The organism is Comamonas sp. 7D-2 (assembly GCF_022749555.1).
GTDB lineage: Bacteria > Pseudomonadota > Gammaproteobacteria > Burkholderiales > Burkholderiaceae_C > Comamonas > Comamonas thiooxydans.
In genome coordinates, this window is sequence record NZ_CP094238.1 from 4855001 (window position 1) to 4870498 (window position 15498).

At 64.1% G+C, this 15498-nt stretch carries 16 protein-coding genes; 10 read left to right on the plus strand and 6 right to left on the minus strand.

All coding sequences use genetic code 11. From position 1 onward, the window contains the following. The first annotated feature begins 69 nt into the window (after window positions 1-69). Window positions 70-1104, plus strand: a complete 1035-nt coding sequence (gene adhP, locus MPZ60_RS22315; protein ID WP_034354660.1) for an alcohol dehydrogenase AdhP — start codon at window positions 70-72, stop codon at window positions 1102-1104. A gap of 62 nt (window positions 1105-1166) precedes the next feature. Here the strand turns inward: adhP and trxC are convergent, their stop codons facing one another. Further along, entirely contained in the window at window positions 1167-1601 is a 435-nt protein-coding gene (trxC, locus tag MPZ60_RS22320; RefSeq protein WP_034354663.1) for a thioredoxin TrxC, read from the minus strand. Window positions 1602-1810: 209 nt separating this feature from the next. Beyond that, the gene (locus tag MPZ60_RS22325; RefSeq protein WP_012839950.1) at window positions 1811-2011 is read right to left on the minus strand and encodes a DUF2905 domain-containing protein; all 201 of its coding nucleotides are present in this window, start codon (window positions 2009-2011) and stop codon (window positions 1811-1813) included. 208 nt (window positions 2012-2219) lie between these two features. Between MPZ60_RS22325 and MPZ60_RS22330 the strand changes: the two genes are divergently transcribed. Then, window positions 2220-3206, plus strand: a complete 987-nt coding sequence (locus MPZ60_RS22330; protein ID WP_034354668.1) for a tripartite tricarboxylate transporter substrate binding protein — start codon at window positions 2220-2222, stop codon at window positions 3204-3206. Between the two features lie 20 nt (window positions 3207-3226). Here MPZ60_RS22330 and MPZ60_RS22335 read toward each other — a convergent pair whose 3' ends face one another. Then, window positions 3227-4354: a class I SAM-dependent methyltransferase gene (locus tag MPZ60_RS22335; RefSeq protein WP_242881960.1), complete on the minus strand. Its 1128-nt coding sequence runs from the start codon at window positions 4352-4354 to the stop codon at window positions 3227-3229. A gap of 9 nt (window positions 4355-4363) precedes the next feature. Between MPZ60_RS22335 and MPZ60_RS22340 the strand changes: the two genes are divergently transcribed. From MPZ60_RS22340 to MPZ60_RS22370, 7 genes are all read left to right on the plus strand, one after another. Then, a complete protein-coding gene (locus tag MPZ60_RS22340; protein ID WP_034354673.1) occupies window positions 4364-5149 on the plus strand; it encodes an SDR family oxidoreductase in 786 nt (261 codons plus the stop codon). Between the two features lie 25 nt (window positions 5150-5174). Next, window positions 5175-5546 (plus strand): dihydroneopterin aldolase, encoded by a 372-nt coding sequence (locus tag MPZ60_RS22345; RefSeq protein ID WP_003050921.1) that lies wholly within the window; start codon window positions 5175-5177, stop codon window positions 5544-5546. Then, the gene (gene ttcA, locus MPZ60_RS22350) at window positions 5540-6535 is read left to right on the plus strand and encodes a tRNA 2-thiocytidine(32) synthetase TtcA (protein ID WP_034354676.1); all 996 of its coding nucleotides are present in this window, start codon (window positions 5540-5542) and stop codon (window positions 6533-6535) included. The genes MPZ60_RS22345 and ttcA overlap by 7 nt, the downstream gene beginning before the upstream one ends. A gap of 83 nt (window positions 6536-6618) precedes the next feature. Further along, window positions 6619-7350 carry a DUF4136 domain-containing protein gene (locus tag MPZ60_RS22355; protein ID WP_034354681.1) on the plus strand — a complete coding sequence of 244 codons (732 nt, stop codon included), beginning with the start codon at window positions 6619-6621 and terminating at the stop codon, window positions 7348-7350. A gap of 102 nt (window positions 7351-7452) precedes the next feature. Next, on the plus strand, window positions 7453-7935 hold the full coding sequence (locus MPZ60_RS22360) for a DUF2501 domain-containing protein (protein ID WP_034354684.1): 483 nt from the start codon (window positions 7453-7455) through the stop codon (window positions 7933-7935). Window positions 7936-8187: 252 nt separating this feature from the next. Next, a complete protein-coding gene (locus MPZ60_RS22365; protein ID WP_034354687.1) occupies window positions 8188-8829 on the plus strand; it encodes a histidine phosphatase family protein in 642 nt (213 codons plus the stop codon). Then, complete coding sequence (locus MPZ60_RS22370) at window positions 8813-9997, plus strand: DSD1 family PLP-dependent enzyme (RefSeq protein ID WP_034354690.1); 1185 nt, start codon at window positions 8813-8815, stop codon at window positions 9995-9997. Before MPZ60_RS22365 ends, MPZ60_RS22370 begins: the two co-directional genes overlap by 17 nt. A gap of 121 nt (window positions 9998-10118) precedes the next feature. Here MPZ60_RS22370 and MPZ60_RS22375 read toward each other — a convergent pair whose 3' ends face one another. From MPZ60_RS22375 to MPZ60_RS22385, 3 genes are read right to left on the minus strand one after another with little or no spacing between them, the layout of a single operon-like run. Continuing rightward, on the minus strand, window positions 10119-10874 hold the full coding sequence (locus tag MPZ60_RS22375) for a phosphoribosyltransferase (RefSeq protein ID WP_034354693.1): 756 nt from the start codon (window positions 10872-10874) through the stop codon (window positions 10119-10121). 7 nt (window positions 10875-10881) lie between these two features. Beyond that, window positions 10882-12111 carry a M20 aminoacylase family protein gene (locus MPZ60_RS22380; protein ID WP_034354696.1) on the minus strand — a complete coding sequence of 410 codons (1230 nt, stop codon included), beginning with the start codon at window positions 12109-12111 and terminating at the stop codon, window positions 10882-10884. A gap of 3 nt (window positions 12112-12114) precedes the next feature. Continuing rightward, the gene (locus tag MPZ60_RS22385) at window positions 12115-13107 is read right to left on the minus strand and encodes a tripartite tricarboxylate transporter substrate binding protein (protein ID WP_187771830.1); all 993 of its coding nucleotides are present in this window, start codon (window positions 13105-13107) and stop codon (window positions 12115-12117) included. A gap of 262 nt (window positions 13108-13369) precedes the next feature. Here MPZ60_RS22385 and MPZ60_RS22390 point away from each other — a divergent pair, with 262 nt between their 5' ends. Next, on the plus strand, window positions 13370-15172 hold the full coding sequence (locus MPZ60_RS22390) for a lysoplasmalogenase family protein (protein ID WP_034354702.1): 1803 nt from the start codon (window positions 13370-13372) through the stop codon (window positions 15170-15172). Window positions 15173-15498 lie beyond the last annotated feature (326 nt).

Here is a 15498-nt window from a genome sequence, read left to right on the forward strand (position 1 = left end):
GTTCTTTGACGGGCAAGTGTCCGGCCCACAGGCCGCGGCCTTGCCCTCTTGCTTCAAGGAGGTGCTCTGATGTCCTTACCCCAGACCATGAAAGCCGCCGTGGTGCGTTCCTTCGGGAAGCCGCTCACGATCGAAGAAATGCCGGTACCCCGACCGGCAGACGATCAGATCCTGGTCAAGATTGCCGCCTCCGGCGTCTGCCACACCGATCTGCATGCGGCCGAAGGCGACTGGCCCGTCAAGCCTCATCCGCCCTTCATTCCCGGCCATGAGGGCGTGGGCCATGTGGCAGCGGTGGGCAAGAACGTCAAGCATGTCAAGGAAGGTGATCGCGTGGGCGTGCCCTGGCTGCACAGCGCCTGCGGCTTCTGCCGCCACTGCATAGGCGGCTGGGAAACCTTGTGCGAATCTCAGACCAATACCGGCTATTCGGTCAACGGCGGCTTTGCCGATTACGCACTGGCCGACCCCAACTATGTGGGCCATCTGCCGTCCAACGTGAGCTTTATCGACGTCGCTCCCGTGCTCTGCGCCGGGGTCACGGTGTACAAGGGCCTGAAAGTCACCGATGCCAAGCCCGGCGACTGGGTGGTGATTTCCGGCATCGGCGGCCTGGGCCATATGGCCGTGCAATATGCCAAGGCCATGGGCTTCAATGTCGCGGCGGTCGACATCGACGACAGCAAGCTCGCACTGGCACGCCAGCTGGGCGCCACCGTCACCGTCAACGCCATGAACACCGACCCGGCGGCCTATCTGCAAAGAGAGATCGAGGGCGCCCATGGCGTGCTGGTCACGGCCGTGTCGCCCAAGGCTTTCGAGCAGGCTCTGGGCATGGTGCGTCGCGGCGGCACGATTTCGCTCAACGGCCTGCCACCTGGCGATTTTCCGCTGCCGATTTTCTCCATGGTGCTCAAGGGCATCACGGTGCGCGGCTCCATCGTCGGCACGCGCCTGGACCTGCAGGAGTCGCTGGACTTTGCTGCTCAGGGCAAGGTCAAGGCCACCGTATCCACCGACAAGCTGGAAAACATCAACGACATCTTTGCCCGCATGCACGAAGGCAAGATCGAAGGCCGCGTGGTGCTGGACATCGCCGCCTGAGCCAGGCTAACCGGCCCCGAACCGGGGCCGGGTGAGCGGGCCGGCTCGCGCGAAGCCGCCGCTCAGATCACAGAGCGCACCCAGCGCACGATCTCCGAGGCAGGCAGTGCCCCGGAGATGCGTGCCAGTTCCTTGCCTTCCTTGAAGACCACCATGGTCGGAATGCTGCGAATGCCCAGCGGTGCTGCAGCCTGTGGATAAGCCTCGGTATCGAGCTTGGCCAGTTGCGCCTGCCCCGCCAGTTGCTGGGCCGCCTGGGCAAAGGCTGGCGCCATCATGCGGCAGGGGCCGCACCAGGGGGCCCAGAAATCCACGACCACGGGCAACTGGCTGCGGCCGGTGTGCCGGGCAAAGCTGTCGTTGTCCAGGGCCACGGGCTCGCCCGTCACCAGCGGCTGGTGGCAGCTGCCGCAGTCAGGCTGATTGCTCAGCTGCTCTTTGGCGATGCGATTGGTGGTGTGGCAGTGAGGGCAGACGTAGTGCAGGGATTCGGACACAGGGGCAACCTTTCTAGGATTTACGCAAAAAAGAATGCGACAACGGCCTGCCTCCTGGGACAGTCGCCTTGCCTGAACCCGCTTTGCGTAAGTCGTACTTTCTTTGGCAATACCTGACGGTGCCAGCAGGCACTGCTCGGGCTCAGGTCCGTATGTGCAGCCAAAGCCTGCAGATTCAAGTCGGCCCGACTCAGAACGTGTTTACGATCTCAGAGCTTCACAAAGCGGGCAATCAGCGCCGCCACCACGCTGAGCAGCACGGTGCTGGCCACAGGCAGGAAGAACTCCTTGCCGAACAGCCGAAAGCGGAAGTCGCCGGGCAGACGCCCCAGCCCTATGCGCTGCAGCCAGCCGTGCAGCCCGTTGACGAGCAACAAGGCCAGAAAAATGACGATCAACCAGCGAATCATGAGACCGCAAGTATAGGGGCGCACTGTCCTGACGGCCTGCGCGCCCATGCTGTCAGGCAGCCATTCCGTTTATGCATGACATGCTTCCCAAAGATTGATTGACCTCAATTCCCCCCTCTGCCCATGATGTCCAAGCCCAGCGCCATGCAGGGCCCGGGCCCATGCGTCTGCCGTCACGGCCCGCCAACAACAAACAACGAGACATACCGTGCCCCAGACCTTTTCACGCAAACAGTTTCTTCTGACCGCAGCGCTGCTGGGCGCCAGCCTGGCCCTGCCGGCGGCTGCCGACAGCTTCCCCAATCGCCCGCTCAAGCTGGTCGTGCCTTTCTCGCCCGGCGGCAATACCGATGTCGTGGCGCGCCTGGTCGGCCAGGGCCTGGCCGAGGCCCTGGGACAGCCGGTCGTGGTGGAGAACGTCCCCGGAGCCAACGGAGCCATCGGAGCCAGCCGCGTCGCGGCTGCCGCCAATGACGGCTACACCTTGCTGTTCGGCACGGCGGGCACGCAGGCCATCAATCCCGGCCTGTACCGCAATCTCAGCGAGAAAAGCCTGGACGACTTCGAGTACGTAGCTCTGGTGACCTCGATTCCCAACGTGCTGGTGGTCAACGAATCGAAAACACCGGTCAAATCTGTGGCCGAGCTGGTGAGCTACGCGCGCGAGCGCCGCACCGGCATGAGCTATGGCTCGCCGGGCATGGGCTCCACCGTGCATCTGTCGGGTGAGCTGCTCAAGAGCGCCGCCAAACTGGACCTGGTTCACGCGCCTTACAAGGGCAGCGCTCCGGCACTGACCGATCTGATCGGCGGCCAGATCGATTTCATCTTCGAGAACATCACGCCGGCACTGCCCTTCATCCAGGGCGGCAAGCTCAAGGCGCTGGCCGTGACCTCGGCCGAGCGTCTGCCGCAGCTGCCCCAGGTCCCGACCATGAAGGAAAGCGGCTTTCCGTCCTTTGTCACCGCCACCTGGAACGGCGTGCTGGCCCCCAAGGGGACACCACGCGCCGTGGTCCAGCGCCTGGAAGCGGCCACGCTCAAGGTGGCCAGCAGCCCCGAGTTCAAGGCCAGGGTCGCGGCCCTGGGCGGCGAACCTCGTCTGCTCGGCTCAAGCGCGTTCCGCGACTTCACGCGCACCGAGTACAAGCACTGGGGCAGCATCATCCAGGCCGCCAAACTCGAAAAGCAGTGAGCTCGGCGGGCACGCAGACGCTATAGCCGGTGCGTGCGGTCACCCTGCACAAAGCCCAGCGGCGTCCAGGGTTCCACGCCCTTGGACAGGGCAACAACCTTGAACAGCTCACCCATCTCGTGCTCCATGACCAGCTTGGAGGCCATGGAGCGGGCCTTGATACCGACCGCATCGAGCTTGGGCGCAAGCCCACAGTTGATGAGAAAGTGCGCCTGATTGGTATAGCCCAGCACGTCGAAGCCCGCATCCTGGGCCGCCACGGCGGTGCCCGTGAAATTGACGTGGGCGGTGATGTCCTTGAGGCCGACCAGCACCAGAGGGTCGTTGTCCACCTGATGCTGGTAGTGGCAGACCAGGGTCCCCATATGGCGCTGCTCGTGGTAGTACTCGCTCTCGCCAAAGCCGTAATCGATAAAGAAGGCGGCACCGCGAACCAGACGCTCGCCCAGGGTGTGGATAAATGCCTCGCCCTGGCGGTGGATTTCGGTCAGAAAATCATGCGGACCACCGATATCCACAGGCGGGCGCAGTTCGGTGGGACGGTCTTCCCAGGCAAAAACCGCCTCATCGCCGCCTGCGCCGAGCACCACGCCGCGCTCATGCCATTGGCCTGCGGTGCGCTGCAGCAGCTGCACCGGCATGGCATCCAGCACCTCGTTGCCGACGATCACGCCCTCCATGGTGTCCGGCAGCGCATCCACCCAGCGCACCAGATGTTCGTACTTGGCCAGCGCCAGCTTCTGGCGCGCGCGCAGCGTTCCCGAGAGATCGACGATGGTGTAGCGCTCGGGCAACGCACCCTGAGCCGCCAGCTCGTCGAGGATCTGCAGCGCCAGCGCGCCGGTTCCCGCGCCGAACTCCCAGATCTCGCGGGTATTCGTTTTTTGCAGCGCTTCCCGTAACTGGGACGCCACCAACTGGCCAAAAATAGGCGAAATCTCCGGCGCCGTCACAAAGTCGCTGCCCGACTCCGGCATGGCTCCGAACTTGGCCGTCTCATTGGCGTAATAGCCCAGGCCCGGTGCATAGAGCGCCAGCTCCATGAAACGGTCGAAAGGCAGCCAGCCGCCCACGGCGGCAATCTCCTTGGCAATGCGGGATTGCAAGGCGCTCGTTAAACTTGAGGGTTCTGTCGTCACAACCCGCATTTTCCACGAATGTCCTCACCCGCCCGACCACGCACAGTATTGGTGACCGGTTCCGCCCGTCGCCTTGGACGTGACATGGCCCTGGCCCTGGCCCGCGCGGGCTGGCAAGTGGCTGTGCACTATCGCGACTCCCGCGAGCAAGCCATGCAGACCGTGGCTTCCTGCGCGCAGCTGTCGGGCGACAGCGCGGCTTTTGACGCGGACTTCTTTGACGAGGAGTCGGTACGCTCGCTGGTGCCGCGTGTGGTGGAGCGCTTTGGCCGCATCGACGCCGTGGTCAATAACGCCTCGCTGTTCGAGCATGACGATGCCCAGAGCTTCAGCTATGTGGCGCTGGAAGCGCATATGCGCAGCAACACGGGTGCGCCTATATTGCTGTCCCAGGCTCTGCACGCCCATGTGCAGGAGCGTGCGGCGGCGGGCGAAGAGTCGGCCCAGGGCGCCGTGGTGAATGTGCTGGACCAGAAGCTCTGGAACCAGAACCCCGATTTCCTGAGCTACACCCTCTCCAAGGCGGCTCTGGAAGCCGCCAACACCATGCTGGCCCTGGCGCTGGCTCCACGCGTGCGCGTGGTGGGCGTGGCGCCGGGCCTGACGCTGACCAGCCATATGCTGAGCCAGGAAAAGTTCGAGGCCCTGCACGCCATGAGCCCGCTGGGACGCTCCTCCTCGTCCGAGGACATTGCCGCCGCCGTGTGCTTTGCACTGGAAAACCGATCCATGACGGGCACCACCATGCTGGTCGATGGCGGCCAACATTTACAGCGCTTCGAGCGCGATTTTTCGATGATGTGAGCTCACCGAGGCCGCACCCTTTTCCATGACTTCCACTTCCGGACAACAGATTCTCACGCTCACCGGGCTGCGCTTTGATGCCAGCCTCGGGATTCTTGCGCATGAGAAACAAGAGCCCCAGCCGATCCAGGTCGACGCCGAACTCAATCTCGGCCCCCAGCCCCTGGCTCCGCGCGATGACGACATCCTCCATGTGCTGGACTACCGCAAGGTGCGCCAGATCATCATCGACGAATGCACCTCCGAGCATGTGAACCTGCTCGAGAGCCTGATCGGCAAGCTGGCCCAGCGCCTGCTGCAGCTGCCCGGCGTGCGCGGCGTGCGTGTGAAAATTGCGAAGCTGGAAATTTTTGACGACTGCGAAGTAGCCATTCGCATCGAAACCGGACAATGGTGAACCCCATGAATGCAGTAAACGACAACCCCTGGATTGCCGAAGAGGCAGAAGCCGCCGATGCTGCGGCCGCAGAGCACGCCAACGGCGAAGAAGCCGCCAAGCCCGGCAAGATCAAGATCGAGCGCGAACAGATCAAGCTCGAAAAGCGCCTGTGCCGCGAAGTGGGCAAGGCCATCCTCGACTACAACATGATCGAGGAAGGCGACAAGGTCATGGTCTGCATGTCCGGCGGCAAGGACAGCTACACCCTGCTCGACATCCTGCGCAAGCTGCAAAAGCGCGCGCCCGTGAAGTTCGACATCGTGGCCGTGAACCTGGACCAGAAGCAGCCCGGCTTCCCCGAGCATGTGCTGCCCGAGTACTTCCAGAGCATCGGTGTGGACTACCACATCGAGAACCAGGACACCTACAGCGTCGTCAAGCGAGTCGTGCCCGAAGGCAAGACCACCTGCGGCCTGTGCTCGCGCCTGCGCCGCGCCATCCTGTACAAGGTGGCCGACCAGCTGGGCTGCACCAAGGTGGCCCTGGGCCATCACCGCGACGACATCGTGCAGACCATGATGCTCAACATGTTCTACGGCGGCCGCATGAAGGGCATGCCGCCCAAGCTGGTCAGCGACGACGGCAAGCATGTGGTGATCCGCCCCCTGTGCTATGTGCCCGAGAAGGACACGACGCGCTGGGCCCAGTACCAGAACTTCCCCATCATTCCCTGCAACCTCTGCGGCAGCCAGGACGGCCTGCAGCGCGTGGCCGTGGGCAATATGCTGCGCGAGTGGGACAAGAAGTTCCCCGGCCGCATCGAGAGCATGTTCCGCGCCATGGGCAACATTGTCACCACGCACATGATGGACCCCCAGCTGCACGACTTCAGGAACGCCAAGGCCACGGGCATTGCCGATCCCAACGGCGACATGGCCTTTGACCATGAAGAGCTGCCAACCATGGCCGCCCTGCCCGGCGGGGTACAAGTGGTACAACTGTCCTGAGCGGACTTTTGAACTAAAACCGGACCCTGCTGTCCAATCAAAGGCCCATCCCATGGGCCTTTGTCGTTTTCAGAGAAATCATCATGAACCTGCGCAAAACCTCCTTACGCTGGATCGGCCTTGCGGCCCTGACTGCGACGGCCCTGCTGGCCGGCTGCAGCACGGTGCGCGAGGTCAACAGCACGGTGCAGAGCTTTTCCGCACTGAACACCATCCCCGTGCCGGCCACCTACCGGCTGGAGACCCTGCCCTCGCAGCAGGGCCAGGTGAACTTCGCGGCCGTGGAAGCCCAGGCCCAGCATGCGCTGGCCCGCGTCGGCCTGACACGCGATGACTCGCACGCCAGCCTGGTGGTGCAGATCAGCGCCATGGCACGCTATGCGCGCGACTACGCCAGTTGGCCCTATTACGACCCCTACTGGGGCCCGCGCTGGGGCTGGGGCATGAGCTACGGCCGCGGTTTCGGCTGGGGCTTCGGCGGCGGCATGATGTTCAACGAGCCGCCGCTGGAGTACTACCGCGCCGTGAGCATCGTCATGCGCGATATCAAGACCCAGCAGATCGTCTACGAAACCTCGGCCCAGCGCCAGGATGTGTGGACCGACGACCCGGCCATCTTCGGCATTCTGTTTGATGCTGCGCTGACGGGCTTCCCCAAGCCGCCGCAGGGCCAGCGCAATGTGCGCACCGTCATCCAGCCGCAGGCAGCGCAGCCTGCCAACGGCGCGCCTGCAGCACCCGCACAGCCCGCCGCATCGGTCACGCCAGCCGCCCCGGCCAACGTGGCACCGGCCACCGTGGCTCCGGCACGTTGATTTGCAATCTTCAACAGTTGCCGGGCCTGCCGCGTGCTAACGTGCAGCTCGCTTTGAACCAGGGCCTCCTGCCTGGGCCCTCGCCATGAAAAGGATGAAGTCATGAAGAAATTTGCTCTCTCCAGCCTGCTTTGCGCCACAGTGGCTGCGGGCGCCTTCAGCGCCCATGCCAGCGGCCTCGGCGACGCCTTGCGCGGTCAGCTGGGCGGCGGCGCGGCCGAGAGCAGTTCCAGCGCCTCCGGCCTGGGCGGCATGCTCGGCGGCTCCGGAGGCTCTTCGGCACTGTCGGCCCTGGGCCTGGACAACCTGAGCTCCGGCACGGCCAGCAATGCCGCAGGCGTCCTCACCTACTGCATGAAGAACAACTACCTCAACGCCGACAAGGCCGCCCAGGTCAAGAATCAGCTGCTGGGCAAGCTGGGCCTGGGCCAGAAGGAAGAACCCAAGGATCAGGGCTACCAGAACGGGCTGATGGGCATGGTCACGGGCGCCGACGGCAAGAGCTTCAGCCTGGACAAGGTCAAGAGCAACCTCAAGGAAAAGGCCTGCGACTTTGTGCTGGACAATGCCAAATCGCTGATCTGACACCGAAAAACATGGCAGCCGGCGCTTGAAACGCAAGTGCTGGCAAGTGCTGGCAAGTGCTGGCAAGTGCTGGCAAGTGCTGCAATGCCCGAAAGGCCTGCAACCGTGGTTGCAGGCCTTTTTTCTTGCCGGCTGCGCCACGATGCAGGCCGAGCGTCGAAAAGTCCGTAACAACAGACCGGGGTACAGGCACACTTTGTTTGCAAGACAATGACTGTTCAATAAAACAACCTACGCTGAACGAGCCAAGACATGCACGCCACGCGCATCATTGCCATCCGGCACGGAGAGACAACCTGGAATGTCGATGGACGTATCCAGGGGCATCTGGATATCCCCTTGAACGACACCGGCCTGTGGCAGGCCGAGCAGGCGGCCCAGGCACTGGCCGACGAGAGCATTGCCGCCATCTACAGCAGCGACCTGCAGCGTGCCCATGTCACTGCGCAGGCGATTGCCCAGAGATCCGGTGCACCTCTGCACACCACCGCCGGCCTGCGCGAGCGCTGCTTCGGCGATTTCCAGGGCCGCACCTTCAAGGATGTGGAAGCCACCCAGCCCGAGGACGCCCAGCTCTGGCGCACGCGCAACCCGGCCTATGCCCCGCCCGGAGGTGGCGACTCGCTGCAGGCCTTGCGCGAACGCATCTTTGCCACCGTGGACCGGATTGCACGCAAGCATGAGGGCGAGCAGATCGTGCTGGTCGCCCATGGCGGCGTGATGGATGTGCTCTACCGCCTGGCCACGCGCCAGGATTTCCAGACGCCACGCACCTGGGAACTGAGCAACTGCGCCATCAATCGCCTGCTCTGGACGCCTGACGGCCTGTCTTTGGTAGGCTGGGCAGATACCGCACACCTTCAGCAAGGCAGCCGAGATGAAGCACATTCCTGAGCATTTGCAGACCCTGGTCGGCCAGGCCGTCAAACGCATAGACACGCCCGCCCTGGTCATCGACCTGGACGCCATGGACCGCAATATCGAGCGCATGGCCCGCTTTGCCCAGCAGCATGGCGTGCTCTGGCGTCCGCATGCCAAGCTGCACAAGAGCGCGCATATCGCCCATCTGCTCGAACATGCCGGCGCCTGCGGCCACTGCGTGCAGAAGGTCAGCGAGGCCGAGGCACTGGCCCAGGGCGGCATCACCAATATCTTCATCAGCAACGAAGTCATCTCCCAGACCAAGCTGGCGCGCGTGGCGGCTCTGGCCAGGGCACTGAATGCCCAGGGCGGCCGGCTGGCCCTGGCCGTGGATTGCGAGGAAGGCATCACCCGGCTGGCGCGGGCCCTGCAGGATGCACAGGCCGGCGATGCAGCCATGGATGTGCTGGTGGAAATCAATGTCGGCCAGAACCGCTGCGGCGCAGAGCCCGGCGAAGCCGCCCTGGGCCTGGCACAGGCGATTGCAGCGCAGCCCGTGCTGCGCTTTGCGGGTCTGCAGGCTTATCACGGCGGCGCCCAGCATCTGCGCAGCGCCGAGGAGCGCAAGACCGCCATCGAGCAGGTGCTCAAGCTCGTCAACCGCACGCGCCATGAGTTCGACCGCGCCGGCCTGGCCATTCCGCTGATCACGGGTGCCGGCACGGGCACCATGGTCAACGAGGCCGCCAGCGGCATCTATGGCGAAATCCAGCCCGGCTCCTTCCTCTTCATGGACGCCGACTACGCGGCCAACCAGCGCGACCCGGCCCAGCCCCTGTTCGAGCATGCGCTCTACGTCAAGACCCAGGTCATGTCGCTCAGCGGCGACCATGCCGTCTGCGACGCCGGCCACAAGGCCCATGCCATAGACTCCGGCCTGCCGAAGCTGCATGCGCTGGCGCCCGAAAATGCGCTGCGCTTTGCCAATGGCGGCGACGAGCATGGCGTGCTGCACCCCGATGCCGACGCGGGCAACCACAGCGGCTGGCTGCCCGCGCTGGGCGAGAGCCTGTGGCTGATTCCCGGCCACTGCGACCCCACGGTCAATCTGCACGACCATCTGATCGGCGTGCGCGGCGGCCGGCTCAAGGGCGTGGTCGAGCGCATCTTCACGGTCGACGGGCGCGGTGCGCTGACCTGATGCGCTCTTGCTCCGGGCCTTGAATGCTATACAAACAATAGCTTACAACGCATTTCATACAATGATTTCAAGGCATAAACAGCCTGAACTTCATGCATGAAAGACGCCAGTAGCTCTCTTTTTATGAGCCTTCAGGCCACCAGCCGTCGGCCCGGCGCTCCATGCGCGGGCAGTCGTAGGCCGCGACCACGGGGATGGCGCTGCCATCTGCACGCACCAGCTTTGGCTGCCACTGCGTGCCCTGGCGCATGGCCACGGCAATGGCGGCCACTTCGGCGCCGCAACGCTCCAGCAGCTTGAGGCCGGACACCATGGTCGTGCCCGAACTCACGGCATCGTCCACCACCAGCACGCGCTTGCCGGCAATCAGGCCCAGCTGATTCGGGTCGATATAGAGCAGCTTGCCCTTGCCCGGCGTGGTGATGGAGCTGACGGGCTCGGAGAGCTCGTCGCGATACCAGTATTTGCGCGAGTAACCAAGCGGCACATAGCGGCTGCGACCCAGGTGGCGCGCCACCAGTGGCGCAAAAGCCAGGCCCAGCGTGGGCAGACCGACAACCACATCGAAGTCATGCGCCCCGGCGCCTTGCGCCATGTGCAACGCCAGTTGCTCGACCACTTCAATGGAAGCCTGGTTGGCAATCAGCGACGCCACGCAGCGGTCCGGCGCCGAGCCATCGGCTGTCGGCATGCCGCGCAGCGGAAGCAGCAGATAACGGCCGTCGGGCAGTCTGGCCGGGTAGCTCTTCGCATAGGGCGGCAGCGGCGACTGGCTCAGCTCGGCCTCGGTGACGATGGCTTGCCAGTAGTCGGTCGTGGCGTCGAAGCCGGGCAGGTTCTGGCCGCAAAGATCGGCCACGGATGCAATTTCACTCATACAAAACTCAGTCGCGGCGCAGATAGCTCTCGGCCAGCTTCACCCAATACGAGGCAGTCACGGGCAGCAGGTTGTCGTTGAAGTCATAGGCCGCGTTGTGCACCATGCAGCCACCTTCGCCCATGCCGTTGCCGACGATGAAATAGTTGCCGGGGACCTGGTTGAGCATGATGGCGAAGTCGTCGCTGGCCTGCAGCGGCTGCAGATCGGGAATCAGCCATTCCTCGCCCAGGAATTGCCGCGCCACCTCGACGGCAAACTCCGTCGCGGCCTTGTCGTTCATGACGGGCGGATAACGCCATTTGTAGTCCACCTCGGCCGTGGCGCGGTGCACGGCAGCCTGGGCATGGGCCATGGCCGTGATGCGCTCGCGCAGCTGCTGGCGCACCTCGGGGCATCGCGCGCGGATGGTCACGCGCAGCTCGCAGGTTTCCGGAATCACATTGGGTGCATCGCCGGCATGGATGGCACCGATGGTGACGACGGCCATGTCGTTGGGGTCGATCTCGCGCGAGCGAATGGTCTGCAGCGCCAGCACCAGATGCGAGGCCACGACGATGGGGTCCACGGCCACATGGGGCATGGCTCCATGGCCGCCCTTGCCGCGGATGGTGATGATGGCCGTGTCCGAGCTGGAATACATCACGCCCGGGCGAAAGCCGAACTGCCCCGCCGGATAGCCGGGCTCGTTGTGAAAGGCGTAGAGCGCATCGCAGGGAAACAGCTCGAACAGGCCCTGCTCCACCATCTTCTGCGCACCGCCATGGCCTTCCTCGGCTGGCTGGAAGATCAGATTGAGCGTGCCCTGGAGCTGGTTCTTGCGCCCGGCCAGCACCCTTGCTGCGGCCAGCAGCGTGGCCGTGTGCCCGTCGTGGCCGCAGGCATGCATCTTGCCGTCGTGACGACTGGCATAGGACAGGCCCGTGGTTTCACGGATCGGCAGCGCATCCATGTCGGCGCGCAGGCCAAGACGTTTGCCGATGTGCTTGCCATTGGCATGGTCGCCGCAGCGCAGCGTCCCCACCACGCCGGTGTCGCCCAGACCGCGATGGACCTCGTAGCCCCATTCGGCCAGCCTGGCGGCCACGATATCGCCGGTGCGATGCTCTTCGTAGGCCAGCTCGGGATGGGCATGCAGATCATGGCGCAGGGCCAGCATCTCGTCCGCGACGGCAGCCACTTCGGGCAGCACGGGCGGATGGATCTCGGCATGCACCGGGTTCAGAGGCGCGGCCATGGCTTATTCCGCCTGGATGTTGGCCGACTTCACGATCTGGGCATAGCCGGCTTTTTCCTTCTTCAGGAACTGGACAAAGCTCGCCTGGGTGCCAGAGCCGGGCGTGGCGCCGCCATCTTCCAGGCGCTTGCGCACATCGGGCATCTTGAGCACGGCATCGAGCTCGGTAGCCAGACGCGTGACCACGGCCTGAGGCGTCTTGGCGGGCACGAACAGCCCCGTCCAGGTGTTGAGGTCAAAGCCCTTGAGTTCGGCCGTCTCGCCAAAGGTGGGCACGGCGTGGATGGCATCGATGCGCTTTGCCGATGTCACGCCCAGACCTTCGAGCTTTTTCTGCTGGATCATGGGCACGGCGCTCACGGTGGTGAGCATGCCCACATCGACCTGACCGCCCATCACGTCGCTGGTGATCTGGGCACCGCCGCGATAGGGCACATGCACCAGCTTGATCTTGGCGCGCTCCTGCAGCATTTCCATGGCCAGATGCAGCATGGTGCCCACGCCCGAAGTGGCATAGGTCAGCGAGCCGGGCTTGGAACGCGCCAGGGCAATCAGCTCGTTCAGATTGTGCGCCGGCAGGCCGGGACGGGCCACGGCGACCACGGGGGCGATGGTGGTCAGCCCCACAGGGGTCAGATCCTTTTCGGCGTCGTACTTGACGGCGGAATTCACCAGCTGGGCAATGCTGATGGGGCCGTCAAAGCCCATGAGCAAGGTGTAGCCGTCGGCCGGTGCCTTGACGGCCTTGCTCACCCCGAGCACGCCGCCGGCGCCGGGCACGTTGTCCACCACGATGGACTGGTGCAGGCGCTCGCCCAGCTTCTGGCCGATCAGGCGCGCCGTGGTGTCCACATTGCCACCGGCACTGAACGGCACGATCAGCGTGATGGGCTTGGCGGCGGGCCAGGCATCGGCGGCGGCAAGAACGGCAGGGGCGGTAAAGCCTGAGGCCAGCAAGGCAGCGGCGGCAACAAAGGAGCGGCGGGATGTGGACATGGGCATGCAGCAAGAATGCGGACAGGCTGACGGCTCCAGGCCCATCCCGGGGTCGCCGCGTCGCTGTACTGGCCGGTAAATTTGAGTGTGCCCTCCGGCGGACGGGCAAGCCCGCAATTATCCCAGAGCACCTTGCTGACTGCCATAACAGGAAATACTTAGCAATCCTGATTCACCCTTGAAACTTCGTGAAGCCTGCAGCGCCGAGCGCTAGGGTTCATGCCAAGCCGCCGGACAACGAGCCGCTCCAGAATCGGAGCCCATGCTCTCCCCCAGCCAAGTCATCGTTCTTGCCACGCCGGTCTTTTTCGCACTGATTGCCGTGGAATGGGCCATCAGCCTAAAACGCGGGCGCAATGCCTATGCGCTGGCCGATGCCATCAGCTCGCTGAACCTGGGCGTACTGAGCCAGACCAGCGCCGTCTTCACCAAGCTGCTGACGCTGGGCATCTACACCGTCGTGGCCAGCCATGTGGCTCTGATCGAGGCCGATGCCTTCTGGCTCAGCCTGCCGGGCTGGCTGCTGGCCCTGCTGTTCTACGACCTCTGCTACTACTGGCTGCACCGCATGGGCCATGAAGTGGGCGTGCTCTGGGCCGCCCATGCCGTGCACCACCAAAGTCAGGCCTACAACCTCTCCACCGCGCTGCGCCAGACTAGCTCCGGCGCGCTGCTGGGCTGGATCTTCTATCTACCCATGGCCCTGGCCGGCGTGCCGCCGCTGGTGTTTGCCGTGGTCGGGCTGATCGACCTGCTCTACCAGTTCTGGGTGCATACCGAGCAGGTCAAGAAGCTGGGCTGGTTCGACCGCTGGTTCTGCGCGCCCAGCAATCACCGCGTGCACCATGCCGTCAACGAGCGCTATCTGGACCGCAACTACGGCGGCATTCTCATCGTCTGGGACCGGCTCTTCGGCACTTACAAGACCGAGGACGACGAGGAGCCCTGCGTCTACGGCACGCGCGGCCTGCTCAAGAGCTGGGACCCGCTCTGGGCCAACTTCAGCGTCTACCGCCAGCTGGCGCATGACAGCTGGCATGCACGCAGCTGGCTGGACAAGCTTCGCGTCTGGTTCAAGCCGCCGGGCTGGCGGCCAGCCGATGTGGCGCAGCGCTTTCCCAAGCCCGCCTTCGACATGGACGAGCACCGCATCATCTATGCCCCGCCCATGGGCACTGCGCTGCGCTGGTTTGCCGGCCTGCAGTTTGCGGCGCTGGTTGCGGGCACTTCGGTCTTTCTCTGGCATGCCGACCAGTCGCCGCTGGCCACCAATCTGATCTGGTTCGGCGTGCTGCTCACCGGGCAATGGGCTCTGGGCGCTGCCATGCAGGGACGCATCAGTCTGTGGCTGGCGCTGATGCTGCAAAGCGGCGCACTGGCCACGGCCACGGCAGCACTCGGTCTGCAGCCATGGCATTGGCTGTTCAAGCCTGCCACCATGGTTTTTGCTCTTATATGCGTAGCTTCTTGCGCAAAGCAGAACTCAAAAACTATACAAAACCTGCCTCAAAAGCATGTTCATCTGCTGCTGGCAGCTATTGTTTTTTCCATGGCTGGCGATGTATTCCTGATGCTGGACGGACAGCTGCCCACCAGTCTGTTCATTCCCGGCCTGGTCAGCTTTTTGCTGGCCCATGTCTGCTACGTTGCGCTATTCAAGCTTGATGTTGCCTGGTTTGCCGATCGCAGCGCACTGATGCTGGTGGCTGCGATCGGCGCCGCCATGTATGTCTTTCTCTGGACCCATGGCCTGCCCGCCGCCCTGCGTCTGCCCGTGGCCGCCTATGTCGGCGTCATCGCCCTGATGGCGGCCCAGGCCTGGGGACGCTATCGTCAACTGCGCAGCCGCGCCGCACTGCTGACCGCCCTGGGCGCCAGCTTTTTCATGCTCAGCGACTCCATCCTGGCCATCAACCGTTTTGTGCAGCCGCTGCCCTGGTCCGCAGTGAGCGTGCTCGGCAGCTATTACGCCGCACAGGCCCTGATCGTCTGGGGCTGTGTGCGCCCATGGGCCGAGCCTGCAACCCACCAGGCCCCGGCGCAATTGCAACTGAAAACCACCTAGGGTTGACCCTGAACCCGGTCTCGACCGATAATCGACAGATCGCAATTTCAGGAGTCCCCACGTGGACAGTGCCAGTTCAACCAGTGATTTATCGCACGCCGCAATGGCTGCGAAGCTGGCCGACTGACAGACTCCCCCGGATCGGGAGTCGTCATCGACCGCCCCGCATCCCTCGCCCTCGCGATCCTCGCAACTTGCTGTTTGGCTTCCCGACCTTCGGGCCGCCCTGCCGTGCGCAGCACGGCTAGAGGCTTCAAGCTCGCAAGCTCTGCTCCTCACTGAGTTTTCGCGCCGCCATTCGCTCTGGTTTACCCCGGCTCGTGGCT